Raw genomic sequence first — 25,342 nt, forward strand, 5'->3', positions numbered from 1 at the left:
GTCAGCTACCCTCTCCCTGCTGCGCCTCAAGGCCCGTCGAACGCGAGCCAAGGCTTGCGAAAAGGGCCTGAATGGACGGTCTGAACATATGCTCCAGCGCACCGGCAAACAGGATCACGAGGCCCTGGATGATGACGATCATGTCGCGTGAGATGTTGGGCATCTCGAAGGCGAGTTCCGCACCGCCCTGATAGAGCATGCCGAACAGGATCGCCGCCGGCACGATGCCGGCCGGATGCGACCGGCCCATCAACGCCACCGCGATGCCGACGAAACCGGCCCCGGTCACGAAGTCGATCTGCAGCCGGTTCTGGTCACCCATCACCGGGTTGAGCGCCATCATGCCGGCAAGCGCGCCGGAGATGAGCATGGTGATGATGATGATTTTCGTTTCGCTCACACCGGCATAGCGGGCCGCCTTGGGGCTGTAGCCGCGCATGCGGATCTCATAGCCGAGCCGCGTGCGCCAGATCAGCACCCAGACGAAGAACGCCGCAGCCAGCGCCAGCAGGAACGACAGGTTGAAGGGCGCGGAGCGGATGGTGAAGCCCATGGCCTCGAGCATCCAGTTGAGCTTGGGCAGCTGCCCGCCTTCAAGGAAGTTGCGGGTCTGCGGGGCCTGCGCGCCGGCCGGCTTCAGCACGTTCACCAGCAGATAGACCATCAGGCTGGCGGCGATGAAGTTGAACATGATCGTCGTGATGACGATGTGCGAGCCGCGCTTTGCCTGGAAATAGGCGGGAATGAAGGCCCACGCCGCGCCGAACACCGCCGCGCCGACAATGGCCAGCGGAAAAACGAGCCACCAGGGCAGAATGCTGTCGAAGGCGAGGCAGACAACGGCCACGCCGAGCCCGCCCACATAGGCCTGTCCCTCGCCGCCGATGTTGAACAGGCTGCAGTGAAAGGCCACCGCCACCGCAAGGCCGGTGAAGATGAAGCTCGTCGCGTAATAGAGCGTGTAGGCGATGTTCTGGCCGCGTCCGAGCGCGCCATCCACCAGGATGACCGCAGCACGGATCGGGTTTTCGCCAACCAGCATCACCACCAGGCCGGCCACCAGAAAGGCCACGGCGAGGTTGATCAGCGGGATCAGCCCGTAATCGGCCCAGGCGGGCAGTTTCGCATAGGGCGCGCTCATTCCGCCGCCTCCTTTTCCTCGACGCCGGCCATGAGCAGGCCAAGTTCGCTTTCGCTTGCTTCGGGTCCGCGCTCGCCGACGACACGGCCGGCGAACATCACCAGAATGCGGTCGGACAGCGAGCGGATTTCATCCAGCTCCACAGAGACCAGAAGAACGGCCTTGCCCTGGTCGCGCATGTCGATCAGCCGTTTGTGGATGAACTCGATCGCACCCACATCCACGCCGCGCGTCGGCTGGCCGACGATCAGCACTTTCGGGTCCTGTTCGATCTCGCGGGCCAGCACGATTTTCTGCTGGTTGCCGCCGGAGAAATTGGCCGTCTTCAGCCGGCAGTCCGGCGGGCGGATATCGTATTTCTCGATTTTCTCGCGCGCATCGGCGCGGATCGCCTCAATGTTGAGGAAAGGGCCGTTCAGATATTTTGCCTGCCGGTGATAGCCCAGCATGGCGTTTTCGTTTTCCTCGAAAGGCAGCACGAGACCGACATGATGGCGGTCTTCCGGCACATGGGCCATGCCGCGTTCGCGCAGGTCGGCGGGGTCGGCCGCACCCGTCAGGTCCACCGGTTCGCCATCCAGCGTCACCGTTCCCGAAACCGCCTTCTGCACGCCGGTGATGGCGTCGAGAAGCTGCGACTGGCCGTTGCCGGCCACACCCGCAATGCCGACGATCTCGCCCGCGCGCACATCCAGCGACAGGTTGTCGACCATGGTGACGCCGCGCGAATCCTTGACCGTCAGTCCCTTGACCGAAAGAAGAACGTCACCCGGCGTCGCCTCGCCCTTTTCCACCTGCAGCAGAACGCGCCGGCCCACCATGAGCTCGGCCAGTTCTTCCACATTGGTCTCGGAGGTCTTGCGAGTGGCCACCATCGTGCCCTGGCGCATGACCGACACATTGTCGGTGATGGCCATGATCTCGCGCAGCTTGTGCGTGATGAGGATGATGGTCTTTCCCTCATCCTTAAGCTGCTCCAGAATGCGGAACAGATGGTCCGCCTCGGCAGGCGTCAGAACGCCGGTCGGCTCGTCGAGGATCAGAATGTCAGCGCCGCGATAAAGCGCCTTCAGGATCTCCACGCGCTGCTGCAGGCCCACCGGCAGATCCTCAATGATCGCATCGGGGTCCACTTCCAGACCGTAGTCGCGCTCCAGCCGCTCAAGCTCCGAACGGGCCTTGGCGATGGAGGTGTTGAGCAGCGCTTCGCCCTCGGCCCCCAGAATGACGTTTTCCAGAACGGAGAAATTCTCCACAAGCATGAAGTGCTGATGCACCATGCCGATGCCCAGTGCGATGGCGTCGCTCGGCGTGTTGATGGTCGCCTTCCTGCCGGCCACCTCGATGCGCCCTCTGTCGGCCTGGTAGAAGCCGTAGAGGATCGACATCAGTGTCGATTTGCCGGCCCCATTCTCGCCAATGATGCCATGGATCGTTCCGGCGGTGATCTTCAGATCGATGTTGCGGTTTGCGTGAACCGCCCCAAAGCTCTTGCTGATGCCCTTGAGCTCGATTGCCGTGTCAGCCATCGGCGACCCACTTCCCCGTTTTTATCAATTGGTCAAATGCAGTATCACGGCGTTCCGCCACCTGCCAACCGCGCGCTGCGCGGCAGCAACGAAACGTCCCTTGGGGCACTCTCGACAAATCGGGCCTTGCTTGTCAATTTCCCGGCGCGAGAATGCACCGAAACCGCAGAAAGAAGCGTGCCATGACGGAAGACCGGATCACCCAGCTCGAAATCCTGGCCGCCGAGCAGGAAAAGACCATCGAAGAGCTTTCGACGGAACTCACCCGCCAGTGGCGCGAGATGGAGGCGCTGAAGAAAAAACTCCAGCGCCTGTCCGAGCGTTTCATGGAACTGGAAGAGCAGACGGCGGGCGACGTGCCGGTGACGAAGCCGCCGCACTGGTGAGGGGTGTCACCCTTGCCATTTTCACGGGCTGTTCCACGCGGGCTCACGCTTCCGGTGTCACCAGCGCCTCGAAAGCCCGGCGCATCTCGGTGCGGGCGGCGTGTTCGGATATCTGCCCGTCGAGCAGCGCACGCGCCAGTTCTTCCACGGCCCCGAACAGCGCGATCATCCGGGCCTGCGCGGGCATGTCGCCTGCCGGAAAGCAGGGGGCGAGAAGCCGTGTCAGCATATCGCAGAAAGCGGTGCGGATTTCCGTGCCGATCGTGCCGTGCTCGGGGTAGGAACGCAGGGCGGCGATGGTCGCTTCGTAAACCCGCCCGTGCCGTGTGATGCAGGCGATATAGCTTTCGGCGAACATGTTTGCAGCATCGCGGGGCGTGGGCGGGCGGTGGGCCATGCCAGCTTCGAGATCGGCAAAGAGCCGCTGATCATAGCGCCGATAGAGCGCGAGCAGCAGCCCCATGCGCGTGCCGAACTGGCTATAGGTGACAGGTTTGGTGACGCCAGCGGCCTCGGCCAGCGTCTGGAGCGTCAGCGCATCGGAACCCCTGGTGGCCAGAATGTCCGCCGCAAGGTCGAGAAGGAGGTTGCGGCGGTCTTCGCGTTTGAGGCGCTTGCGCGGGGTGGCGCTATCCTGATTTTGCTGGCCTGACATGGCTTGCCTTATAGACAATCGCGATCATGCGGGCCAGCGGGCGGCGCGGTGACCGCCCGCCGGTCTGCATGTCAGTCGCGGTTCTGGAGCGGCACTTTCGGGAAGTCGATTTTCGGCTGCACGATGTTGTTGACCCAGTTGCTGAAGCTGTTCATCGCTGTCCACGCGCAGATCTGAATCAGCTTTTTCTCCGAAATGCCGGCCTGTGCGGCGCGTTCGAAATCATGCGTTTCCAGATTGCCGCGCTGTGCAATCAGGCGGAGCGCCAGGTCGATGACCGCCTGTTCGCAGGCGTCATCCGCCTCGCCGCGCTGTGCGGCGACGCATTCCTCGGCGCTCATGCCGGCTTTCTTGCCCGAGAAAGTGTGTCCGCTGACGCAGTAATGGCAGCCATTGCTGTTGGCCACGGCGAGCGAGATCATCTCGCGCTCGCGGACGGACAGATGGCTGGCTGCCTCCACGGCCTCCTGAAAGGCCAGATAGCCATTGAGCGTCGCGCCATCGATGCCGAGCGCGCCGAAGAAGTTCGGCACCATGCCGTACTGGGCTTTGAAGCCTTCGAGGGTCGGGGTGGCGGCTTCATCGGCCGTTTCGATGGTGACCGGGGTCATTTTCAGCATGGGGTTCTCCATGGGGGATTTGGGAATGGGGGGAATTTGGGAATGGGGAGGAATTGGGTCGAAGTTCAACGCGCGGGCGCTTGAGCCTGCGTTGGGGTTCGTATGTGTAAGACCGGAAGAGAGACGGTGCGTGTAAGCTTGGCCGTCAACCCGCGATCTATCCCATCGCGGGAGGGCAATGGGTGCAGCGGGGGCGGGCGGGTGCTGTGGCCCGCGTGTGCCGGTCAGCGGCCTGGTTTACGAACTGCATGATCCTGTCCACGGTTTGCGGCGTGCCGCGTGTTGTACAATCGCTATATACTTATGGTAACTTAATTTGCAAGAGCCCTGAAGGGATGGTGAAGTCCGCATGGTGGCTGCCCTGAGAGACGGCAACGAGAGGCCCGTCGAAGAGCCTTCGGCGGGACACGCCGGCCAGTGGCACGTGATGGAGGCGCCTTAGATGAGCTCGAACGCTTTGAACGCCTCTGGGAAGAATTTATGGAACTGGATGAGAAAACAGCCGGCGACGCGCCCGTGGCGAGCCGCCACACTGATGGGGGCTTTTCGCTTTTACGCGGTAGCCACAAAGGTGGCGGACAGTCTGGGCGCCCTGTGCAGCCCGGATTCCAGGGGCGGGTGTTCGCCGGTGCTCAGGGCCGGGCCATCCGCTCGCAAGCCTGTCGAGGACCTGCATGAATGGCGCAGGGAAGTTATCGGGCGTTTCCTGGTATTATGGCCGGTTCACGGCTTCTATTTATAAGTAAAGAATTTCATTTTCTCTTGAAGGTGGGATAAGTGCGTTATCACAAGGGCGTTTGACACGCCTAGAACGATGGGCAGAACGCATTTATCCTGGAGCGCTTCGTAGATTATAAAATTTGCAACGGCAATTGTAATCAATGCGAAGGCAAACTGAATCGCTTTTATCATAATTTTCTCTCTTGAATAAAAACTATATTGCCATTCGTCGGCGATCCCGTTGATTTGCATAGAAGAAGGCGTCGCCAGATGGCGAAGGCTGTATCAAATGCAGCTCCGGCGGCGTCTGAGGCGCAGGAGTAGTTTGCGTTTGTGGTCGTGGGGTTATGAGGTTTCGGATGCCAAAGGTAAGAAGCTAAGCATATTTTTCATAATAGATTTGAAAAATTCTAATTTTTACTAGGCAATTAGCGGCGCTCTTTAAAATAATGCGAATTTCCATTTGGTCAACTTGGTATTTCGAATAAATAGATTACGTTATGTTCTGTATTTGATTTTGAGGAAACCTGCTTCATCTCAAAAAGACAGGCATTAAAAAACCCCGCCGGATCGCTCCGGCGGGGTCTTTGTTTTCAGGCCTGATCGGCTGACGATTACTCGTCGCCGCCCTGCTTCTTCAGGGCTGCGCCCAGAATGTCGCCGAGCGAAGCGCCGGAGTCGGTGGAACCGAACTGTGCGACAGCTTCCTTCTCTTCGGCGATTTCCAGCGCCTTGATCGAGACGTTGATGCGACGGGTCTTCTTGTCGAAGACGGTGACGCGGGCGTCCACCTTCTGGCCGACGGAGAAGCGCTCGGGGCGCTGCTCTGCACGGTCACGCGACAGGTCGGAGCGCTTGATGAAGCTCTCGACGTCGTGATCGACCAGCAGAACCTCGAGGCCGCCGTCTTTCACGCCGGTCACTTCACAGGTCACAACCGCGCCCTTGCGCAGTTCGCCGGAAGCAGCGGCTTCGCCGATGGAGTCATGACCAAGCTGCTTGATGCCGAGAGAGATGCGCTCCTTGTCGACGTCCACGTCGAGAACCTGCGCCTTCACCACGTCGCCGCGGTTGTACTCTTCGATCACCTGCTCGCCCGGACGGTTCCAGTCGAGATCGGAAAGGTGGACCATGCCGTCCACGTCGCCGTCCAGGCCGATGAACAGACCGAACTCGGTCTTGTTCTTGACCTCGCCCTCGACAACGGAGCCGACGGTGTGGTTGCGGGCGAATGCCTCCCACGGGTTCTCGAGCGTCTGCTTGAGGCCCAGCGAGATGCGGCGCTTCACCGGATCCACTTCCAGCACGACAACTTCGACTTCCTGCGTGGTGGAAAGGATCTTGCCCGGATGAACGTTCTTTTTCGTCCAGGACATTTCCGAAACGTGGATCAGGCCTTCGATGCCCGGCTCCAGCTCCACAAACGCACCGTAGTCGGTGATGTTGGTGACGCGACCCAGAACCTTCTTGCCGAGCGGGTACTTGCCGCCGATGCCGTCCCACGGATCGGCTTCGAGCTGCTTCATGCCCAGCGAGATGCGGTGGGTTTCCTGGTTGATGCGGATGATCTGCACCTTGACCGTCTGACCGATGTTGAGGATCTCGGTCGGATGGTTGACACGGCGCCATGCCATGTCGGTGACGTGCAGCAGGCCGTCAATGCCGCCCAGGTCAACGAACGCACCGTAGTCGGTGATGTTCTTGACCACGCCTTCGACCACCTGACCCTCTTCGAGGTTCTGGACGATCTCGGAGCGCTGCTCTGCGCGGCTCTCTTCGAGAACCGTGCGGCGGGACACGACGATGTTGCCGCGGCGCTTGTCCATCTTGAGGATTTCGAAGGGCTGCGGGGTGTGCATCAGCGGGGTGACGTCGCGGATCGGACGAATGTCGACCTGCGAACGCGGCAGGAAGGCCACGGCGCCGTCCAGATCGACGGTGAAGCCGCCCTTGACCTGGTTGAAGATGAAGCCCTCGACGCGCTCGCCGGCGTTGAACTTCGCTTCCAGCTTGACCCAGCTTTCCTCGCGGCGTGCTTTCTCGCGGCTCAGCATTGCCTCGCCAAGCGCGTTCTCGATGCGCTCGACATAGACTTCAACTTCGTCGCCGACCTTGAGGTCCGATTCCTTGCCCTTCGCGCCGAATTCCTTCAGCGGGACACGGCCCTCGACCTTGAGGCCGACATCGACGATCGCCATGTCTTTTTCGATGGCGGTGACGATGCCCTTTACGACGGAGCCTTCAGCGGCGTCGCGTTCGTTGAAGGATTCTTCGAGAAGGCTCGCGAAATCATCGCGAGACGGATTGAATTCTGACATTGATGCTCCTGAAACGCCCTGTTTTTCAAAACGGGGCAAAGCGCCGGTGGTTCGTGTTGCGTTTGTCCAGCCACGCATCCGAGCGGATCGCTCTATGGCCGCCTGAGCGGCAGATCCGGCGCAAAGAATGCGTGGCAGACGATTTTTCTCAGTCTTCTTTTCGAGCCGCCAGCCTGGCATCCACCAGTTTGCAGGCAGCCTGAAACGCCGTCTCTATATCCATTTCGCTCGTATCGAGCAAGTGCGCATCGTTCGCGGGCCTTAAAGGACTGTCCTCGCGACCCATGTCGCGGGCGTCCCGCCGCTCGATATCGGCCAGGATCCGGGCATAGTCGGCAGTGCCGCCGCCAGCCTCGATTTCACGCCAGCGGCGGGTGGCGCGCACCTCGGGGCTCGCGATCACATAGAGCTTCACATCGGCTTCAGGGCACACCACCGTGCCGATGTCGCGGCCGTCGAGCACCGCGCCGGGCGGGGTTGCGGCGAAGGCGCGCTGCTTGTCCACCAGCGCCGTGCGCACCGGCGTCATCACAGCCACTTTCGAAGCGGCCTCGCCAATGCCGTGGGCGGAAAGCACTGCCCGATCGAGCGCGCCCAGATCGAGCGCGCGCGCCGCGCGTTCGGCAATCGCAATATCGTCCAGCGGTTCGCCTGCGTCGATCAGCGCCTTGGCCACACCGCGATAGGTGAGGCCGGTGTCGAGATGGTGCAGGCCATACTGGCTGGCCAGCCGGCGTGCGAGCGTGCCCTTGCCGGAAGCGGCGGGGCCGTCGATGGCGATGGTGAACTTGTCTGGCATTCCCGTCATACCGAGCGCGTTATGCCTCCGTCGATGCGTATGTTCTGGCCGGTGATGTATCCCGACTTCTCGCCGGCCAGGAAGGCGATGAGTTCGGCAACTTCTTCTGCGGAGCCGTAGCGGCCCATGGGGATGCGCGAGCGCCGTTCTTCCTTCTCGGGCAGCGAGTCGATGAAACCCGGCAGCACGTTGTTCATGCGCAGATTGTCTTCGGCATATTTGTCGCAAAAGAGCTTGGTGAAGGCCGCCAGCCCTGCCCGGAACACGCCCGATGTGGGGAATGCGGCTTCCGGCTCGAACGTGGCGTAGGTGGAGATGTTGACGATCGAGCCCGATTTCTGCGCCTGCATGATGGGGGTGACGAGCCGTGTCGCGCGCACCACGTTGAGCAGGTAGAAATCCATGCCCGTGTGCCAGTCCCCGTCCGAAAGCGCCAGCACGTCGCCCTTGGGGCCGTGGCCAGCGCCATTCACCAGCGCATCGATGCGGCCGAAGCGCTCCATCGTCGCGTCGGTGAAGCGCTTGAGGTCATCCGTGGAAAGGTTGGAGCCGGTGAAGCCCAGCCCACCCAGTTCCCTGCCCAGCGCCTCACCCTTGCCGGAGGACGACATGACGGCGACCTGATAGCCGTTTTCGGCCAGCTTGCGGGCTGCAGCAGCGCCCATGCCGCTGCCGCCGCCGACAATCATGGCTGTTTTCCCGGTGCTCATGCCGTTTCCTCCCGTGCAGGTTTTTCGTGTCAGTCCAGCTTTGCACCCAGTCGCGTCATCAGGGCGGTGAAGTCGGGGAAGCTGGTTGCGATCATCGCCTGGTCGTCGATGGTCACCGGCTTTTCGCTCGCCAGGCCCATCACGAGGAAGCTCATGGCAATGCGGTGGTCGAGATGCGTCTTGACCGTTCCGCCGCCAAGGCCCTTGCCGCCGGGGCGGCCCGTCACGCGCAGGGTTGCTTCGCCTTCTTCGCAGTCGACGCCATTGGCCTTGAGGCCGTCGGCAACGGCGGAAAGCCGGTCGGATTCCTTGACGCGCAGCTCTTCCAGCCCCTGCATCAGCGTGTCGCCCTCGGCAAAGCAGGCTGCCACGGCGAGCACCGGGTATTCATCGATCATCGACGGCGCGCGGTCTTCGGGCACGGTCACGCCCTTCAGTTCGGAGCCGCGCACGCGCAGATCCGCCACGTCTTCGCCGCCCTCATTGCGGCGGTCGAGAATCTCGATATTCGCGCCCATCTCGATCAGCGTGGTCACGAGGCCGGTGCGGGTCGGGTTCATCAACATGTTTTCGATGACCACGTCTGAGCCCGGCACGATCAGCGCCGCCACCAGCGGGAAAGCGGCCGAGGACGGGTCGCCCGGAACGGCGATGGTCTGGCCCGTCAGCGTCGGCTGGCCTTCGATGCGGATGTGGCGCACGCCGTCGGCGTCGGTCTCCACTTCCAGCGATGCGCCGAAGCCGGCCAGCATCTTTTCGGTGTGGTCGCGGGTCGCCACGGGTTCGATCACCGTGGTCACGCCGGGCGTGTTCAGCGCGGCCAGAAGCACGGCGGATTTCACCTGTGCAGATGGCATCGGCACCCGGTAGCTGATGGGGGCAGCGTGCTTGGGGCCGCGCAGCGTGATCGGCAGGCGGTCGCCCGGCTCGGCGGAAACGACCTGCAGACCCATTTCCTTCAGCGGATCGAGCACGCGGCCCATCGGGCGCTTGGAAAGCGAGGCGTCGCCGATGAAGCGCGTCGTCATGTCGTAGGAGCCGACAAGGCCCATGGTCAGGCGCACGCCGGTGCCGGCATTGCCGAAGTCGAGCGGCTCTTTGGGTTCCAGCAGCGCGCCGTTGCCGGTGCCGATGGCGATCCATTCATCGCCGCGCTTTTCGATTTTCGCACCCATGGCCTTCATGGCCTCGCCGGTGCGCAGAACGTCTTCGCCTTCCAGAAGGCCGGTGATGCGCGTCTCGCCCGCAGCCAGGCCGCCAAACATCAGCGCCCTGTGCGAGATCGACTTGTCGCCGGGCACCCGGGCCCGGCCGGAAAGGGCGTCGGATTTGCTGGCGCTCATGGGGCGCGGTTCATGATCGTGCATTGCGTGGTCCTTGGCGATATGCATGCTGCCGGGCGGCAGATTATTCGAGGATTTTCACAGCTGGCTCTAGCATGATGGCGATAGCTGGTCATCCCCCGGTTGACGGATGGCCCCTGACGGGGTTGTAAAGAGAGTGCGCCTTCGCAGGAGAGGCATAATCCAGGGTTCGCATTAAGCTTTGACAGGTGCTCGACTTGCCGTTATGGGGACCAAAATTTTCAAGTAGGCAGGAAGCGCTTCCGGTGCCGGCCGCGATGGAGCCGTCGCAGGCTGGGCCGACCGCAAGACGATGAGGCAGCAAGGTGGCTAAACCGGAACTCGGAACAAAACGCATCTGCCCGGAGACGGGCCGTAAATTCTACGATCTGAACAAGGATCCGATCGTGTCGCCCTATACAGGGCAGACCTATCCGCGCAGCTTCTTTGAAGCTGTCTCCGACACTTCCGTGGAAGAAGAAGAGGAAGTGGAAGAGAAGGAAGTGGATGGCGAGGGCGAAGGCCCCGAAGTGGTTTCGCTCGAGGATGCCGATGATGAGGCGACCTCCAGCAAGAAGTCGGAAATCCCGGATCTCGACGACGATGACGACGACGATGATGTCGATCTCGGCGACGATGATGACGACACGTTCCTCGACGAGGACGATGATGACGACGACGACGATATGAAAGACATTATCGGCGTTGGCGACGACGAAGACGAAAGCTGATTTTTCAGCACCTGCGGGAAGAAAAACCCCAGCCAGCGTTAAAATCGACGCACAGGCGAAAAACGGGGCTTGATCTTCCCGCCGGGCGGGTTTAGAAGCCGCCCACACGGTTGGCCCAGCGGGCCGGCCGGACCTCTTCGCCGGAGACGGCGACCGGCCAAATCGCCGGAGTGTGGGGCCATAGCTCAGTTGGGAGAGCGCTTGAATGGCATTCAAGAGGTCAGGGGTTCGACTCCCCTTGGCTCCACCAAATTTTCTCTGATCTCAGACACACAGAACCGGTCAAGCCGAAGTTGCTTCTTCTTCCGCGGCTTTTGCACAGTCAATCCGGTTGCGTGTTGCGACATATGGCCTTGAGCGATGTGGACGCACAGGCCGTCACAGCCGTCCGTCGGGCTGCATGAAATGTCGCAGGCAGAGGCCCGGCCCCAGCGTGAGTTCAGGCCCAGACGCCTTGCTCCCCAAACGCATCTTTTGCCCTCTGCCCGAAAGCCGTCGAGCCTCTCGCAGTGTTCCGCTCAGCGGTAATGCATCCCAGCGGTGTTTGCTGCGAATTTCTTGCAACCTTGGGAAATCCTCCCCGAAAGCGTTTGACGTATACGGAAATTCGTTGCCAAATGCCGCGTCTCTCATCCGTTCGTCGGATGATATGAAAGCAAAATGGGAGTGAGGGAAAATGTTGAAATCCCTGGTACGGCCGCTGCTCGCGGGTACGATTCTGGTCTCGACGGCGATGGCAGCGTCCGCCGTGACCTATGTACGCGGCAATGACGGCGATCCGGAAACGCTGGACCAGCACAAGACGTCGCTTGTTGCCGAAGCCCACCTGATGCGCGATCTCTATGAAGGCCTGGTCGTCTATGACGCCAACGCCAAGATCATTCCGGGTGTGGCCGAGGAGTGGAGCGTGTCCGATGATGGCACCGTCTACACCTTCAACCTGCGCGACGATGCAAAATGGTCGAATGGCGACCCGGTGGTGGCTGAGGATTTCGTGTTCTCGCTGCGCCGTATCATGATGCCCGACACGGGCGCGAAATACGCCAACATCCTCTACCCGATCAAGAACGCCGAGGCGATCAACAAGGGTGAGATGGAAGCCGATCAGATGGGCGTGAAAGCTGTCGATGATCGCACGCTTGAGATCACGCTCGAGCAGCCGACCCCGTTTTTCCTGGAGCTTCTCACGCACCAGACCGGCCTGCCGGTGAACCCGAAGGCCGTCGAGGCGCATGGCACGGATTTCGTGCAGCCCGAAAACATCGTCACCAACGGCGCCTACAAGCTCGTTTCCTTCACGCCGGGCGACAAGATCGTCATGGAGAAGAACGAGAACTTCCATGACGCCGACAATGTCCAGATCGACACGATCGAGTACATTCCGTTCGAAGACCGCGCGACCTGCGTGCGCCGCTTCGAGGCCGGCGAGGTTCAAAGCTGCTCCGATCTTCCGACCGAGCAGATCAAGTCCATGAAGGAGCGTCTGGGCGATCAGGTTCGCATTTCGCCCTATCTCGGCACCTACTATTACTCGCTCAACATGAAGCGCGATGTCATGTCGGACCCGAAGGTGCGGCAGGCGCTCGCCATGGTCATCGACCGTGAATTCCTGGGCGACGAGATCTGGGCCGGCGCGATGCTGCCCGCCTATTCGCTGGTTCCGCCCGGCATCGGCAATTATGAAGGCGGCGGCTCGCCGGCCGAGTGGGCCGACATGTCCCTGCTCGACCGCGAAGACAAGGCCATCGAGCTGATGACGGAAGCCGGCTACGGCCCGGACAATCCGGTCACGGTCGAGCTTGCCTACAACAACTCCGAGAACCACAAGAACACGGCAACTGCGATTGCCGACATGTGGAAGCCGCTCGGCGTCAATGTCGAATTCAATGTCCGCGACCTGTCCGCTCACTATGCGAACCTGCGCGACCAGAAGGATTTCGACGTGGCGCGCGCCGGCTGGATCGGCGACTACTCCGACCCGCAGAACTTCCTGTTCCTGGTCGAGAGCGACAACACCGGCTTCAACTACGCCCAGTATGAGAACCCGGACTATGACGCACTGATGGACAAGGCCGCTGCCGAGACCGATCTGGTCAAGCGCGCCGAGATCCTGCGCGAGGCAGAAGCGACGTTCATGGCAGACATGCCCTACATCCCGCTTCTGTTCTACTCCTCCCTGTCTCTGGTGTCGCCCAAGCTCAATGGCTGGGAAGACAACATCCAGAACGTCCATGGGACGCGCTTCATGAGCATCAGCGAGTAACAACAGCGTTCGATCTTTCCGCCCGGCCCCTTCGTGGGCCGGGCGGTTTCGAACACATATGAGAGTTGGTAGCGATGCTCGGTTATGCCGTGCGCCGTCTTCTTGGCGCTATTCCGACCCTGTTCCTCATTGTCACCTTCGCCTTCTTCCTCATGCGGGTGGCGCCGGGCGGTCCCTTCGACCGCGAGCGCACGCTGGAGGCCAAGGTCCTGGAAAACCTCAACCGCGTTTTCCACCTCGATAAGCCGCTTTGGGAACAGTATTTCTATTATCTCGGCAACCTCGCCCGTGGCGATCTGGGTCCGAGTTTCATCTATCGGGATTTCTCCGTTCAGCAATTGATCGGCAATGGTCTGCCCGTGTCCATCCAGCTCGGTGGCATGGCCCTGCTTGTTGCGCTGCTGATCGGTAGTGTGCTCGGCAGTATTGCCGCGCTGCGCCAGAATTCCTGGGTCGACTATTCGGTCATTGCGGTTGCCACTTTCGGCATCACCGTGCCGAACTTCGTCGTCGCCCCGCTTCTGTCGCTGATTTTCGGCGTCTGGCTCAGCCTGTTGCCGGCCGGCGGCTGGAGCAGTCCTGAATCCATGGTTCTGCCCGTCATCACGCTCGCCCTGCCGCAGGTGGCCATCATCGCCCGCCTGATACGCGGCTCCATGATCGAGGCGTTGCGTTCCGACCATGTGCGCACGGCGCGGGCCTATGGCCTGCCGACGCGCATGATCGTGGTCGTGCATGCGCTGCGGGCGGCCTGTCTGCCGGTGATTTCCTATCTCGGGCCTGCGGCTGCCGCGCTTCTGACAGGGTCCGTCGTGGTGGAAACCATCTTCGGCCTGCCGGGCATCGGCCGTTACTTCGTCCAGGGCGCCCTGAACCGCGATTACACGCTGGTCATGGGCACCGTCATCATCATCGCCGTCTTCGTGGTGGTCTTCAACCTGATCGTCGACCTCCTCTATGCGGCGCTGGATCCGAGAGTGCGTTATGACTGACATCGCCACCGGCCCAATGCCGCCAGAGGGCGAGCTGCCGACCACCAAGAGCCGTTCGGCCTGGGAAACGGCTTTCATGCGGCTGCGCAAGAACCGCGCAGCCATGGCCAGCCTGTTCGTTCTGATCCTGTTCGTGTTCGCGGGCATCTTCGGGCCGATGCTGGCGCCGCATCCCTATGCGCGCGTCTATTCGGACTTCGTGAAGGTGCCAGCGAGCCTCGAGCCCTATCCGCGTCAGGCAGAAATCGTGCCGCTGGCCGAGTCCGCCCTGTCGCGGGCGCGGCTTGAAACCAGTTCCATCGAGCTTGATGGCGACAGGGTGCGGATCGAAGCAACATCCAGCCGCGAGATCGATCCGCGCGTGACGCGCTATCTCGACCGCTCGGATCTGTTCTCGAACGCCCGTGTGGTCGAACAGGCCAGCGACAACAAGTCGATAATCATGGAGGCGGACGTCCAGCGTCTGCGTTTCATATTCGGCACGGATGCAAACGGGCGCGACCTGTTTGCACGCGTGCTGATCTCGATCCGCATTTCGTTGATGATCGGCGCGCTCGCCACCGGCGTGGCGCTGTTGATCGGCGTGATCTACGGAGCCACCGCCGGCTTCCTTGGTGGACGCATCGACAACGTCATGATGCGCATCGTCGACATACTGTACTCGCTGCCCTTCACCTTCTTCGCCATCCTTCTGGTGGTGTTCTTCGGGCGAAACGTGGTCCTGATGTTCATTGCCGTCGGCGCGGTCGAGTGGCTGGACATGGCGCGTATCGTGCGTGGCCAGACCATTGCGCTGAGAAGGCGTGAGTTCGTGCAGGCGGCCGAGGCGCTGGGTGTCGGCTCAAGCGGCATCCTGAAGCGGCATATCATCCCCAACACGCTCGGCCCGGTGATCATCTACATGACGCTGCTGGTGCCCAAGGTCATTCTTCTGGAGAGCTTCCTCTCCTTCCTCGGCCTTGGCGTGCAGGAGCCTCTGACCAGTCTGGGCGTGCTGATCTCCGAGGGCGCGCGCAACATGCGCGGGGCGGCCTACATGCTGCTCTATCCGTCGCTGGCGCTGACCGCGCTCCTGTTTGCGCTCAACTTCCTGGGCGATGGCCTGCGCGATGCGCTCGATCCCAAGGACCGCTGACATGAAGCAGCAGAACGAGGAACGCATCTTCGACATAAGCGACATTCGCGTCACCTTCGACACGCCCGATGGCGCAGTCGAGGCGGTGCGTGGTGTGGACATGCATGTGAACGCCGGCGAAACGGTCGCCGTCGTGGGCGAATCGGGGTCCGGCAAGAGCCAGATCATGATGGCGTCGATGGGGCTTCTGGCGTCCAACGGCTCCGTCTCCGGTTCCGTCAGCTATCGCGGGCAGGAACTCATCGGCCTGCCGCGCGCGAAGCTCAACAAGATCCGCGGCGCGAAGGTCACCATGATCTTCCAGGAGCCGATGACCTCGCTTGATCCGCTCTACACGATCGAGCGGCAGATCTGTGAGCCGATCCGGGTTCATGGCGGGCTTTCGGCCGGGGCGGCGCGCAAGCGCGCGCTGGAGCTTCTCAAGCTCGTCCACATTCCCGATCCCGAGCGACGGATGAAATCCTATCCGCACGAAATGTCCGGTGGCCAGCGTCAGCGCGTGATGATCGCCATGGCGCTCGCCAACGATCCGGACCTGTTGATCGCCGACGAACCGACCACGGCGCTCGACGTGACCATTCAGGCCGAAATCCTCGGCCTGCTGGCCGAACTGCAGAAGAAGCTCGGCATGGCCATTCTCTTCATCACGCATGATCTCGGCATCGTCGAAGCTTTTGCCGACCGGGTCTATGTGATGCAGAAGGGGCTCGTGGTGGAGACGGGCGAGACTGCCGACATCTTCGAGCGCCCGCAGGAGGACTACACCAGAATGCTGCTGGCGGCGGAGCCGGAAGGGCACAAGCCTCCGGTCGGCAACGACCAGCCCATCCTGCTCGATGCGAAGGATGTCTGCGTCACCTTCGTCGTCAAGGGCGGCTTCCTGTCCGGTCCGGGCTACGAGGTGAAGGCCGTGCAGAATGTCGGGCTGACGCTGCGCGCCGGCCAGACCATCGGCATTGTCGGCGAATCGGGGTCGGGCAAGTCCACGCTCGGCCGCGCGCTCCTGCAGCTTCTGCCGTCCGAGGGGCGGGTGGTCTATCAGGGCACGTCCATTCAGGGGTTTGACCGGGCGGCCATGCGGCCCTTCCGGCGCAATCTGCAAATGGTGTTCCAGGACCCCTATGGCTCGCTCAGCCCGCGCATGACGGTGGGCGAGATCATCACCGAGGGGCTGCTCGTTCATGAGCCGCAACTGTCCGCGCGCGAGCGCGACAAACGGGCCATTCAGGCGCTGGAGGAAGTCGGGCTCGACCCGTCCATGCGCAACCGCTTCCCGCACGAGTTTTCGGGCGGTCAGCGCCAGCGCATCGCCATCGCCCGCGCGGTGATCCTCAAGCCCACCGTGATCGTGCTGGACGAACCGACCTCGGCGCTTGACCGTTCGGTGCAGAAGCAGATCATCACACTGCTCAGGCGCATCCAGGAAAGCCACAACCTGTCCTTCATCTTCATCAGCCACGACCTGTCCGTGGTGAAGGCGCTGTCCGATTACGCCATCGTGATGCGTTCGGGCCAGGTCGTGGAAGAGGGGCTCACCAGCGACGTCTTCGATAATCCACAGAGCGATTACACGAAGGACCTGATGGAAGCAGCGTTCAATCTCAGGGAAGTCTTGCATCGCCAGGCAGCAGCCCGCGCATAGTATAAAACAGGGCTGTCCGCAGGATTGCGGGCAGCCCGTCATCGGTTTTCACTCCCCTCAATTACAGCCGCAAATATAAAGTTTCCGATTTTTCGGGAACTTTATCTCCCGCCGTCGCTTCTGCTAATGGAAACAATCGATTGCACAATCGATTGACTCTGCCGTGCGTCTGTTTCACGCTGGCCGGGTCGAACGACGACTGGGAGCAAGGAGGCGCGCTTGAGCGCACCCCAAATGATCGGCGCGAACAAAGATGAGGCCATGCCCCTGCGGTGTGGCCATCTGCGTTCGTTCTGCTGGCAGCAGGCGTATATCGTCGCTGTCATCATGAGCGCCGCATCTTTCCCCCTGCTTCTCGGGCGCAGCAAAAAGCGCCGTCGTAGATTCCCGGCAAAAGCGCGTTTGCGCGGAATTGCGACCGTACCGGGCTGGTTTCCAGCCAGTTGACGCCGTTCGCCTGAATACGATTTGCCTTTAGCCGACAACGGCTTCTGGCGCGGATTCCCTTTTTGCCTAAACCAAGTACGTCAAAAACAGAGGAGAACAGAATGCGTTCCATCAAGACCCGCTTAAAGGCAGGCCTCGCCGGCGTCGCGATCTTTGCGGCCGGTGTAACCGCTGCCCAGGCGGACACCTGGAAATACGCTTTCGAAGAAGCGATGACCGACGTTCAGGGCGTCTACGCCCAGAAGTTCAAGGAAGAGATCGAGGCCAATTCGGACCACGAGGTCCAGCTCTTCCCGTTCGGCACGCTTGGCGAGTCTGCCGACATCATGGAGCAGGCACAGGCCGGCATCCTGCAGTTCGTTGACCAGTCCCCGGGCTTCACCGGCGCGCTGATCCCCGAAGCGCAGGTCTTCTTCGTGCCTTACCTGCTTCCGGCAAAGTCCGAAGAACTGGGCGACTTCTTCCGCAACTCCAAGGCCATCAACGAGATGTTCCCGGAGCTCTACGCTCAGCAGGGCCTCGAGCTTCTCACCATGTTCCCCGAGGGCGAAGTGGTGATGAACACCAAGGACCCGGTGGAGAAGCCGGAAGACCTGAACGAAGTGAAGTTCCGCGTTATGACCAACCCGCTTCTGGTGGAAAGCTACAAGGCATTCGGCGCAACGCCGACGCCGCTTCCCTGGGGCGAGGTCTATGGCGGCCTGCAGACCAACATCATTCAGGGTCAGGAAAACCCGCTGTTCTGGGTCGAGTCCACGAAGATGTATGAAGTGACCGGCGCGATCACGCTCACCGGCCACAACAACTTCACCACCGCTGTGATGGCCAACAAGGAATTCTATGATGGCCTGAGCGACGAGGAGAAGAAGCTCGTCCAGGACGCGTCTTCCGCAGCATTCGAGCACATCCTTGAATACCAGAAGGGTCTGAGCGAGGAATCGCTTGCGAAGATCAAGGAAGCCAAACCCGAGATGACCATCAGCGACCTCACCGAAGAGCAGCGCGCTCCCTTCAAGGAAGCCGCCGCGCAGGTTGAGGCCAAGTTCATCGAGATGACCGGCGACAGCGGCAAGAAGATTCTTGACCAGATGAAGGAAGACCTGAAGGCCGCGACGCAGTAGCCCGCTGCCCGCAGCAAAAACAAGAAGAGCCCTGCGGCCCCTTTTGGGTCGCGGGGTTCCGTCATCTCACTGAGGGGAATGAAGATGGGCAGTGACGACGAAACATCTGAACAGCACAGCGAAACATACGAATCCACACTGCCCGGTGTGATCGGCATGTTCGACAATGCCATCAGCCGCATCGAGTCGGTGATGCTCGCGCTCGGCGTCATGCTCATGGCGCTCAACACCATCGCCAATGTGGTCAGCCGGGGCATCGGCCACACAATCTTTTTCTCCGAGGAGCTCAACAGCATCCTCATCATTCTCATCACCTTCGCCGGCATCGGCTATGCCGCGCGTCACGGGCGTCACATCCGCATGTCCGCCCTTTACGACGCCCTGCCGCCCAAGACGCGCAAGGTGCTGATGATCGTCATCACGGTCATCACCGCGCTGACCATGTTCGCGCTCTGCTATTTCGCGATTGGTTACATCGGCAAGGTGGCCAAGTCCGGTCGCATCCTGCCGGCCATGCAGATCCCCGTTTACTGGATCTATCTCTGGGTCCCTGTCGGCTTCTTCATCACCGGTGTGCAGTACGCGCTCACCGCGCTGAAGAACGTCGTCCAGAAGGACATCTATCTCTCCACGCATGTTCTGGAGGGATACGAAGAAGACGAAATCGAGATCTGACCGGGGCCAGCGACCATGACACTCAAAATCTCCACCATCATGATCGTGTTGCTGCTCTTCGGCTTCCCGATGATGATTCCGCTCATTCTGGGCGCGGGCTACGGCTTCTATGGCCTGTTCGGCGGTTTCGACCGCATGGACTTCATGGTTCAGCAGATGCTGGCCGGCATTCGCCCGGCGTCGCTGATCGCCGTGCCCATGTTCATCCTCGCCGCAGACATCATGACCCGCGGCCAGTCGGCCGACCGTCTGATCGACATGGTCATGAAGTTCATCGGCCACATCAAGGGCGGCCTGGCCGTCTCCACCGCCACCGCCTGTACACTGTTTGGCGCGGTGTCCGGTTCGACGCAGGCAACGGTCGTTGCCGTCGGTTCGCCGCTGCGTCCGCGCATGCTCAAGGCCGGCTACAATGATTCCTTCGTTCTGGCGCTGATCATCAACGCCAGTGACATCGCCTTCCTGATCCCGCCATCCATCGGCATGATCATCTATGGCGTCGTCTCCAAGACCTCGATTGCAGAACTCTTCATCGCCGGCATCGGGCCGGGCCTTCTGCTTCTGGTCCTGTTCTCCGCCTACTGCATCGTCTACGCGACCATCAAGGGCGTGCCGACGGAACCAAAAGCGCCGTGGAGTGAGCGGGTCGCAGCCGTGCGGGCGGCCATCTGGCCGTTGTTCTTCCCGGTCATCATCGTTGGCGGCATCTATGGTGGCATCGTCAGCCCCACCGAGGCCGCCGCCATCTGTGTGGCCTATGCGCTGTTCCTGGAGCTGGTGATCTTCCGGTCGCTCTCCATTCCCGACATCTACAAGATCTCCAAGTCGACCGGCCTCATCACTGCGGTGGTGTTCATTCTGGTCGCAGCGGGCACGGCCTTTTCCTGGGTCATCTCCTTTGCCCAGATCCCGCAGGAGATCCTCGGCGCCATCGGCATTGACGAGATGGGGCCGAAAATGGTCCTCGCGGTCATTTCGATCTCATTCTTCGTCGGCTGCATGTTCGTGGACCCGATCGTGGTGATCCTCGTTCTGGTGCCGATCTTCGCGCCGGTGGTGGATTCGGTCGGTCTCGACAAGGTTCTGGTCGGCACGATCATCACGCTGCAGGTGGCCATCGGCTCAGCCACGCCGCCATTCGGGTGTGACATCTTCACGGCCATCGCCATCTTCAAGCGGCCCTATATGGACGTGATCCGCGGCATCCCGCCATTCACGCTCATCCTGCTTGGCGTGTCGGTCGCGCTGATCTTCATCCCGCAGATCGCCCTGTTCCTGCCCAGCCTGGCATTCGATTAGGAGACGCGTCATGTTCAAGAGAATACTTGTACCCGTCGACGGTTCGGAAAACGCGCTGAAGGCACTCGAGATGGGCGTTCAGATGCAGAAGACCACGGGCGCGGAGCTGATGACGCTCACCGTGTTCCGGCATCACAGCCTGCTTGAGGCGTCCATGTCGATGGTGCGGCCCGATGATCCGCAGAACATTGATGACGTGATGCGGGAGCATGCCAAGGAAATCGCCGATGCGGCCAAGAAGGCCGCATTGCAGATGGGGGCGGAAAGCCCCCGCGCCTTCGTGAAGAACGGCCAGCCGGCGCGCACCATCGTCAAGTTCGCAAAGGAACGCGAGGTGGATCTGATCGTGCTTGGCAGCCGTGGACTGGGCGATCTGGAGGGGTATCTATTGGGCAGTGTGTCGCACAAGGTCACCAGTCTGGCCGCTTGTCCGGTCATGGTGGTGTAGCGGCCTGCGGCCGGGCGGTTGTGCCCCAAGCGAAGCGTTCTGTGTCTGAATGCAATAAGGGCCGGTTCCCGCCATCGGGACCGGCCCTTATTCGTCGTGTTCCAAAAGCGATTCGGCGCTCTGCCCTGGCAGTCTCAAACCGGATCCGCTCCACCAATAGGCGGCGTGCCCGTGGGCTTGCGCCAGATGTGCCCGATACGCGTGCCAATTGCGGTCAGGGCATGTTTGAGGACCGCCGAACGGGCCTTGTTAGCCTGCCGCGCATAGCGCTGCATTTCAGGGCTGGAACCAACGCCCACCGTGTAGTGTGACATCAGAACCTCCTTGAGAGGGTTAGCAATGTAGAGAGTCTGCGGCGGTGTGCTGCCGGTTTCGGCCGGTCAACCCATCGCTACAGTTCCTATTTGGGGTCTATGGCCGTTTTACACAATAGAAATTATTCTTCCCGTTGTGTGCGTTTATGTTACGCTGAGGGCAGGGCCATCCCCCCCCCCTTCCCCCCGGGATCAAGGGCTTTGACGCAGCAGGTCGCCGGTCGATCGAGCGGCCATCGGATCGGCCCGGCGAGCATATCCGCGCAAATCAGGCCGACCAAAGCGGCCATAGGAAGAGGTCCTGACCCCAAGCCATGCGCCAGCGTCTGCCCAATCTCAACGCCGTTCGGGCGTTCGATGCCGCCGCCCGGCACCAGAGCTTCTCGCGCGCCGCCGAAGAGCTTGGCGTCACCCATGCCTCCGTCAGCCGACACATCAAGAATCTCGAAGCCGATCTCGGCATGCCGCTGTTCGAGCGGCGGCACCGGCAGGTGGCGCTCACGCCGGGTGGCGCGCGCTATGCGGAAATCGTCGCCGATGCGCTGATGCTCATCTCGCTGGATACGGGCACGCGCGCCACGCGGAACGCGAAGGGCAGGGTGGTGCTGGAATCCGATTCGGATCTGGCGGCCCTCTGGCTCATGCCGCTGCTCACCGACGAAGTTCTGGAAACGCTGGGCATCGAGCTGGAACTGCGCTCCTATCCCGAGCCGCCGCGCACCATCGCGCCCGACACGGATCTGGCGCTCACCTGGGGGCGGTTGGATGTGCCCGGCTATTCGCGCGAGCCATTTCTGGATTTCACGATCTTCCCCGTCTGCACGCCGGAGCGCGCAGACCATGTGCGCACCCATGGGCTCATCGCCAACAAGCTGATCTACGACCGGGGCGTCAACACATGGGACGAGCTTCTGCGGCGGCAGGGGTCCAGCCTTAGCGCCGCATCGGGCCATCTCATCTTTCATCGCACGCAGCTTTGTCTAGAGGCTGCGGCGCGCGGGCTTGGCGTGGCGCTGGGCGATGACGTCACGGCGGCGGCCATGCTGCGCGACGGGCGTCTGGTGCGGCCCTGCGGCCCGTCCGTGCCCGGACGCAACAGCTATTATCTCTCCTCGGTGTCGCGCGGGCCTGTCAGCCCCTCCGTCATCGCCATGCGTACATGGCTTCTGGAAAAGGCGGAGGAACATGTGCGCTGGGCGGAGGAGGCAGGCTACGCGTTGCCGAAGAGCCCCTAGAGCATTTTCGTTGAAACGCGAAAACACCCTGGCTCTTTGTGTTGACGCAATTCCGGACGGAAACCCGGTTCCCACTTTTCCTGGAATTGCTCTGGCCGCACGCTTTCAGGCGCTGCATCTGTGATCATAAAAAAAGCCCGGGGCCTCTGCGGTCCCGGGCTTTTCAATGTCTGTCAGGCTGAGGCGCTTCAGGCGGCCTTCTCAGCCAGCCGCTTGCGGATGCTTTCCACATCGGCGCGCGGCGTCGCTGCAAAGAGCGATCGGGTGTATTCGTGCTGCGGGTCGGAGAACACCGCATCGCGGGTTCCGTACTCCACGGCTTCGCCGAAATACATCACCATCACCTCGTCTGCGATGTAGCGCACCACCGAAAGGTCGTGGCTGATGAAGACATAGGTGAGGCCGAACTCTTCCTGAAGGTCCGCCAGAAGGTTCAGCACCTGCGCCTGCACCGAAAGATCGAGCGCGGAGACCGGCTCGTCCAGCACCAGCAGGCGTGGCCGCAGCATCAGCGCGCGCGCGATGGCGATGCGCTGGCGCTGGCCGCCCGAGAACATGTGCGGATAGCGGTTGAAGTGTTCGGCCTGCAGGCCGACCTTCAAGAGCATCTCCATGGCGCGTTCGCGCCGTTCCTGGGCAGGAACCTTCTCGTTGATGATCAGCGGCTCCATCAGAACGTCACCGATCTTCTGGCGCGGGTTCAGCGAACCATAGGGGTTCTGGAAAACGATCTGCACCTTGCGGCGCATTTCGGGATCCACGCCCTTCTTGCCGATTTCAACCGGCTTGCCGTCGATCAGCAGTTCACCGGAGGTGGGCGCATCGATCATCGTCATGATGCGGGCGAGGGTGGATTTGCCACAGCCCGATTCGCCGACGATGGCCAGCGTCTTGCCCTTCTCGACCTTCAGGTCGACGCCTTTCAGCGCATGGACGGTGCGGCCTTTTCCAAAAAAGCCGCCGCCGATGTGATAGTCGCGCGTGATGCCGCGCGTCTCCAGGACGATCTCGCTCATGGGCGGGCTCCTGTCTGCGGCGCTTCATCGAACACGAAGTCGGAGACGGTCGGCAGGCGGTCGCCCGTCGCATTCTCCGGCAGGGCCGAAAGCAGCGCCTTGGTGTAAGGGTGCTGGGGCTTTTCAAACAGCGAAAGCACGTCGGCTTCCTCCATCTTCTTGCCCTTGTACTGCACGATCACACGGTCGGCCGTTTCCGCCACCACGCCCATGTCATGGGTGATCATGATCATGCCCATGTCCTTCTCGACCTGGATCGACACCAGAAGATCGAGAATCTGCTTCTGGATCGTCACGTCGAGCGCGGTGGTCGGCTCGTCGGCGATCAGAAGCTTGGGATCACAGGCAATCGCCATGGCGATCATCACGCGCTGGCACTGGCCGCCCGACATCTGGTGCGGATAGGCGCTCAGCCGATCGGCGGCATTGGGCAGGCCCACGGCCTCGAAGAGTTCCACCGTCCGGTCGCGCCGCTGGCGGGACGTCAGATTGGTGTGCATCTTCAGCGTTTCATCGATCTGGAAGCCGACCGTGAAGCACGGATTGAGGCTGGCGATCGGCTCCTGGAAGATCATGGCGATGTCCTTGCCGACGATCTTGCGTCGCTCGGCAGGAGACAGGTTCATGATGTCGCGGCCCTGAAAGAGCATCGCATCCGCCTTGACCTTCGCGGTCCAGGGCAGAAGCCCCATGACCGCAAGCATCGAAACGGATTTGCCCGAGCCCGATTCGCCGACGATGGCCAGCACCTCGCGCGCATCGACGGACAGCGAAACGCCATCCACCGCACGCAGGGTGCCACCCGCCGTTTCGAACTCGACGCTCAGATTGCGGATGTCGAGAAGAGCACCGTTCTTGTTACTCATGTCACGACCTCTTCAGCTTGGGATCGAGCGCATCGCGAAGACCGTCGCCCATCAGGTTGATGGCCAGAACGGTGATCAGGATGGCGAGACCCGGGAAGGTGACGACCCACCAGGCGCGCAGGATGAACTCGCGCGCTTCGGCCAGCATCGTGCCCCATTCGGGTGTGGGCGGCTGTGCGCCCATGCCCAGGAAGCCCAGCGCCGCCGCATCAAGGATCGCGGTCGAGAAGGAGAGGGCCGCCTGCACGATCAGCGGTGCGGTACAGTTCGGCAGAATGGTCTTGAACATCAGCCGGATGTTGCCCGCGCCGGCAACGCGTGCCGCCGTCACATAGTCGCGTCCCTTCTCCGACATCACCGCAGCGCGCGTCAGGCGCACATAGTGCGGCTGCTGCACAAGCGCGATGGCGATCATCGCGTTGACGAGGCCCGGTCCCAGAATGGCGACCAGAACCAGCGCCAGAAGCAGCGACGGGAAGGCGAGGATGATGTCCATCACGCGCATGATGACCGTGTCCACCGCGCCGCGGAAATAACCGGCGATGAGGCCGATCAGAATACCCACGGAGACGGCGACCGACACCACCACCACGCCGATGAACAGCGAGAAGCGCGCGCCATAGATCAGGCGTGAAAGCACGTCGCGGCCCACGGCGTCGGTGCCGAGGATGAACGACCAGTTGCCGCCCTCCTCCCAGACCGGCGGTAGCAGGAAGAAGCCGCGGTTCTGCATGGTCGGGCTGTGCGGTGCAAGCACCGGCGCGAAAATGGCGATCAGAACGATTGCGATGAAGACATAGAGGCCGATCACGGCGCCACGGTTCTGGCTGAAATAGTACCAGAACTCCGCAAGACGGGCGCGCCGTGAGACCGCGATGACCGTGCCGCCTTCGAGACCGACGGCGGCATTCGGGTCTTTTGTGTTTGTCGAGGTCAT

The 25,342-nt window shown here is 61.6% G+C and carries 24 protein-coding genes and 1 tRNA gene; 13 read left to right on the forward strand and 12 right to left on the reverse strand.

All coding sequences use genetic code 11. The annotated features are described in order from the left end of the window. Position 1: 1 nt before the first annotated feature. Positions 2-1,141: an ABC transporter permease gene (locus tag DEJ54_RS05825; protein ID WP_113153738.1), complete on the reverse strand. Its 1,140-nt coding sequence runs from the start codon at positions 1,139-1,141 to the stop codon at positions 2-4. Continuing rightward, positions 1,138-2,670, reverse strand: coding sequence for an ABC transporter ATP-binding protein (locus DEJ54_RS05830; protein ID WP_113153739.1), 1,533 nt, complete (start codon positions 2,668-2,670; stop codon positions 1,138-1,140). Before DEJ54_RS05830 ends, DEJ54_RS05825 begins: the two co-directional genes overlap by 4 nt. Before the next feature lie 182 nt (positions 2,671-2,852). On the opposite strand from DEJ54_RS05830, the gene DEJ54_RS05835 reads away from it, so the two are divergent. Continuing rightward, positions 2,853-3,056 (forward strand): SlyX family protein, encoded by a 204-nt coding sequence (locus tag DEJ54_RS05835; protein WP_113153740.1) that lies wholly within the window; start codon positions 2,853-2,855, stop codon positions 3,054-3,056. Positions 3,057-3,099: 43 nt separating this feature from the next. On the opposite strand, the gene DEJ54_RS05840 is transcribed toward DEJ54_RS05835, so the two are convergent. The 6 genes from DEJ54_RS05840 to aroA form a co-directional block, all read right to left on the reverse strand. Then, positions 3,100-3,711, reverse strand: a complete 612-nt coding sequence (locus DEJ54_RS05840; protein WP_113153741.1) for a TetR/AcrR family transcriptional regulator — start codon at positions 3,709-3,711, stop codon at positions 3,100-3,102. A 71-nt stretch (positions 3,712-3,782) separates the two neighbouring features. Next, a complete protein-coding gene (locus DEJ54_RS05845) occupies positions 3,783-4,331 on the reverse strand; it encodes a carboxymuconolactone decarboxylase family protein (protein WP_162742217.1) in 549 nt (182 codons plus the stop codon). Between the two features lie 1,334 nt (positions 4,332-5,665). After that, positions 5,666-7,369: a 30S ribosomal protein S1 gene (rpsA, locus tag DEJ54_RS05855; protein ID WP_113153744.1), complete on the reverse strand. Its 1,704-nt coding sequence runs from the start codon at positions 7,367-7,369 to the stop codon at positions 5,666-5,668. 148 nt (positions 7,370-7,517) lie between these two features. Continuing rightward, entirely contained in the window at positions 7,518-8,177 is a 660-nt protein-coding gene (gene cmk, locus DEJ54_RS05860; RefSeq protein ID WP_113153745.1) for a (d)CMP kinase, read from the reverse strand. After that, complete coding sequence (locus tag DEJ54_RS05865; RefSeq protein ID WP_113153746.1) at positions 8,174-8,878, reverse strand: SDR family oxidoreductase; 705 nt, start codon at positions 8,876-8,878, stop codon at positions 8,174-8,176. The genes cmk and DEJ54_RS05865 overlap by 4 nt, the downstream gene beginning before the upstream one ends. Before the next feature lie 29 nt (positions 8,879-8,907). After that, on the reverse strand, positions 8,908-10,245 hold the full coding sequence (gene aroA, locus DEJ54_RS05870; RefSeq protein WP_113156111.1) for a 3-phosphoshikimate 1-carboxyvinyltransferase: 1,338 nt from the start codon (positions 10,243-10,245) through the stop codon (positions 8,908-8,910). Between the two features lie 302 nt (positions 10,246-10,547). Between aroA and DEJ54_RS05875 the strand changes: the two genes are divergently transcribed. From DEJ54_RS05875 to DEJ54_RS05920, 11 genes are all read left to right on the forward strand, one after another. Further along, a complete protein-coding gene (locus DEJ54_RS05875; protein ID WP_113153747.1) occupies positions 10,548-10,952 on the forward strand; it encodes a TIGR02300 family protein in 405 nt (134 codons plus the stop codon). 174 nt (positions 10,953-11,126) lie between these two features. Continuing rightward, positions 11,127-11,202: transfer RNA gene (locus DEJ54_RS05880), tRNA-Ala, on the forward strand. A 426-nt stretch (positions 11,203-11,628) separates the two neighbouring features. Then, positions 11,629-13,215, forward strand: a complete 1,587-nt coding sequence (locus DEJ54_RS05885; protein WP_113153748.1) for a peptide ABC transporter substrate-binding protein — start codon at positions 11,629-11,631, stop codon at positions 13,213-13,215. Between the two features lie 74 nt (positions 13,216-13,289). Further along, positions 13,290-14,207 carry an oligopeptide ABC transporter permease OppB gene (gene oppB / locus DEJ54_RS05890; protein ID WP_113153749.1) on the forward strand — a complete coding sequence of 306 codons (918 nt, stop codon included), beginning with the start codon at positions 13,290-13,292 and terminating at the stop codon, positions 14,205-14,207. Next, positions 14,200-15,342 carry an ABC transporter permease gene (locus DEJ54_RS05895; RefSeq protein WP_113153750.1) on the forward strand — a complete coding sequence of 381 codons (1,143 nt, stop codon included), beginning with the start codon at positions 14,200-14,202 and terminating at the stop codon, positions 15,340-15,342. Before oppB ends, DEJ54_RS05895 begins: the two co-directional genes overlap by 8 nt. Position 15,343: 1 nt before the next feature. After that, entirely contained in the window at positions 15,344-16,984 is a 1,641-nt protein-coding gene (locus tag DEJ54_RS05900) for an ABC transporter ATP-binding protein (RefSeq protein ID WP_113153751.1), read from the forward strand. Positions 16,985-17,203: 219 nt separating this feature from the next. Next, entirely contained in the window at positions 17,204-17,431 is a 228-nt protein-coding gene (locus DEJ54_RS23140) for a hypothetical protein (RefSeq protein ID WP_162742218.1), read from the forward strand. Between the two features lie 101 nt (positions 17,432-17,532). After that, on the forward strand, positions 17,533-18,552 hold the full coding sequence (gene dctP / locus DEJ54_RS05905) for a TRAP transporter substrate-binding protein DctP (RefSeq protein ID WP_113153752.1): 1,020 nt from the start codon (positions 17,533-17,535) through the stop codon (positions 18,550-18,552). Between the two features lie 84 nt (positions 18,553-18,636). Further along, complete coding sequence (locus DEJ54_RS05910; RefSeq protein ID WP_222474306.1) at positions 18,637-19,227, forward strand: TRAP transporter small permease; 591 nt, start codon at positions 18,637-18,639, stop codon at positions 19,225-19,227. Positions 19,228-19,242: 15 nt separating this feature from the next. After that, on the forward strand, positions 19,243-20,526 hold the full coding sequence (locus DEJ54_RS05915; protein WP_113153754.1) for a TRAP transporter large permease: 1,284 nt from the start codon (positions 19,243-19,245) through the stop codon (positions 20,524-20,526). 10 nt (positions 20,527-20,536) lie between these two features. Beyond that, entirely contained in the window at positions 20,537-20,974 is a 438-nt protein-coding gene (locus DEJ54_RS05920) for a universal stress protein (protein WP_113153755.1), read from the forward strand. A 134-nt stretch (positions 20,975-21,108) separates the two neighbouring features. Here DEJ54_RS05920 and DEJ54_RS05925 read toward each other — a convergent pair whose 3' ends face one another. After that, the gene (locus tag DEJ54_RS05925; RefSeq protein WP_113153756.1) at positions 21,109-21,288 is read right to left on the reverse strand and encodes a hypothetical protein; all 180 of its coding nucleotides are present in this window, start codon (positions 21,286-21,288) and stop codon (positions 21,109-21,111) included. A gap of 314 nt (positions 21,289-21,602) precedes the next feature. Between DEJ54_RS05925 and DEJ54_RS05930 the strand changes: the two genes are divergently transcribed. Beyond that, on the forward strand, positions 21,603-22,523 hold the full coding sequence (locus DEJ54_RS05930; RefSeq protein ID WP_113153757.1) for a LysR family transcriptional regulator: 921 nt from the start codon (positions 21,603-21,605) through the stop codon (positions 22,521-22,523). A gap of 188 nt (positions 22,524-22,711) precedes the next feature. Here the strand turns inward: DEJ54_RS05930 and DEJ54_RS05935 are convergent, their stop codons facing one another. From DEJ54_RS05935 to DEJ54_RS05945, 3 genes are read right to left on the reverse strand one after another with little or no spacing between them, the layout of a single operon-like run. After that, complete coding sequence (locus tag DEJ54_RS05935) at positions 22,712-23,539, reverse strand: ABC transporter ATP-binding protein (protein ID WP_113153758.1); 828 nt, start codon at positions 23,537-23,539, stop codon at positions 22,712-22,714. Beyond that, positions 23,536-24,405: an ABC transporter ATP-binding protein gene (locus DEJ54_RS05940; RefSeq protein ID WP_113153759.1), complete on the reverse strand. Its 870-nt coding sequence runs from the start codon at positions 24,403-24,405 to the stop codon at positions 23,536-23,538. Before DEJ54_RS05940 ends, DEJ54_RS05935 begins: the two co-directional genes overlap by 4 nt. Before the next feature lies 1 nt (position 24,406). Next, positions 24,407-25,342, reverse strand: coding sequence for an ABC transporter permease subunit (locus tag DEJ54_RS05945; RefSeq protein ID WP_162742219.1), 936 nt, complete (start codon positions 25,340-25,342; stop codon positions 24,407-24,409).

This window comes from Nitratireductor sp. OM-1 (assembly GCF_003296175.1).
Lineage (GTDB): Bacteria > Pseudomonadota > Alphaproteobacteria > Rhizobiales > Rhizobiaceae > Nitratireductor > Nitratireductor aquimarinus.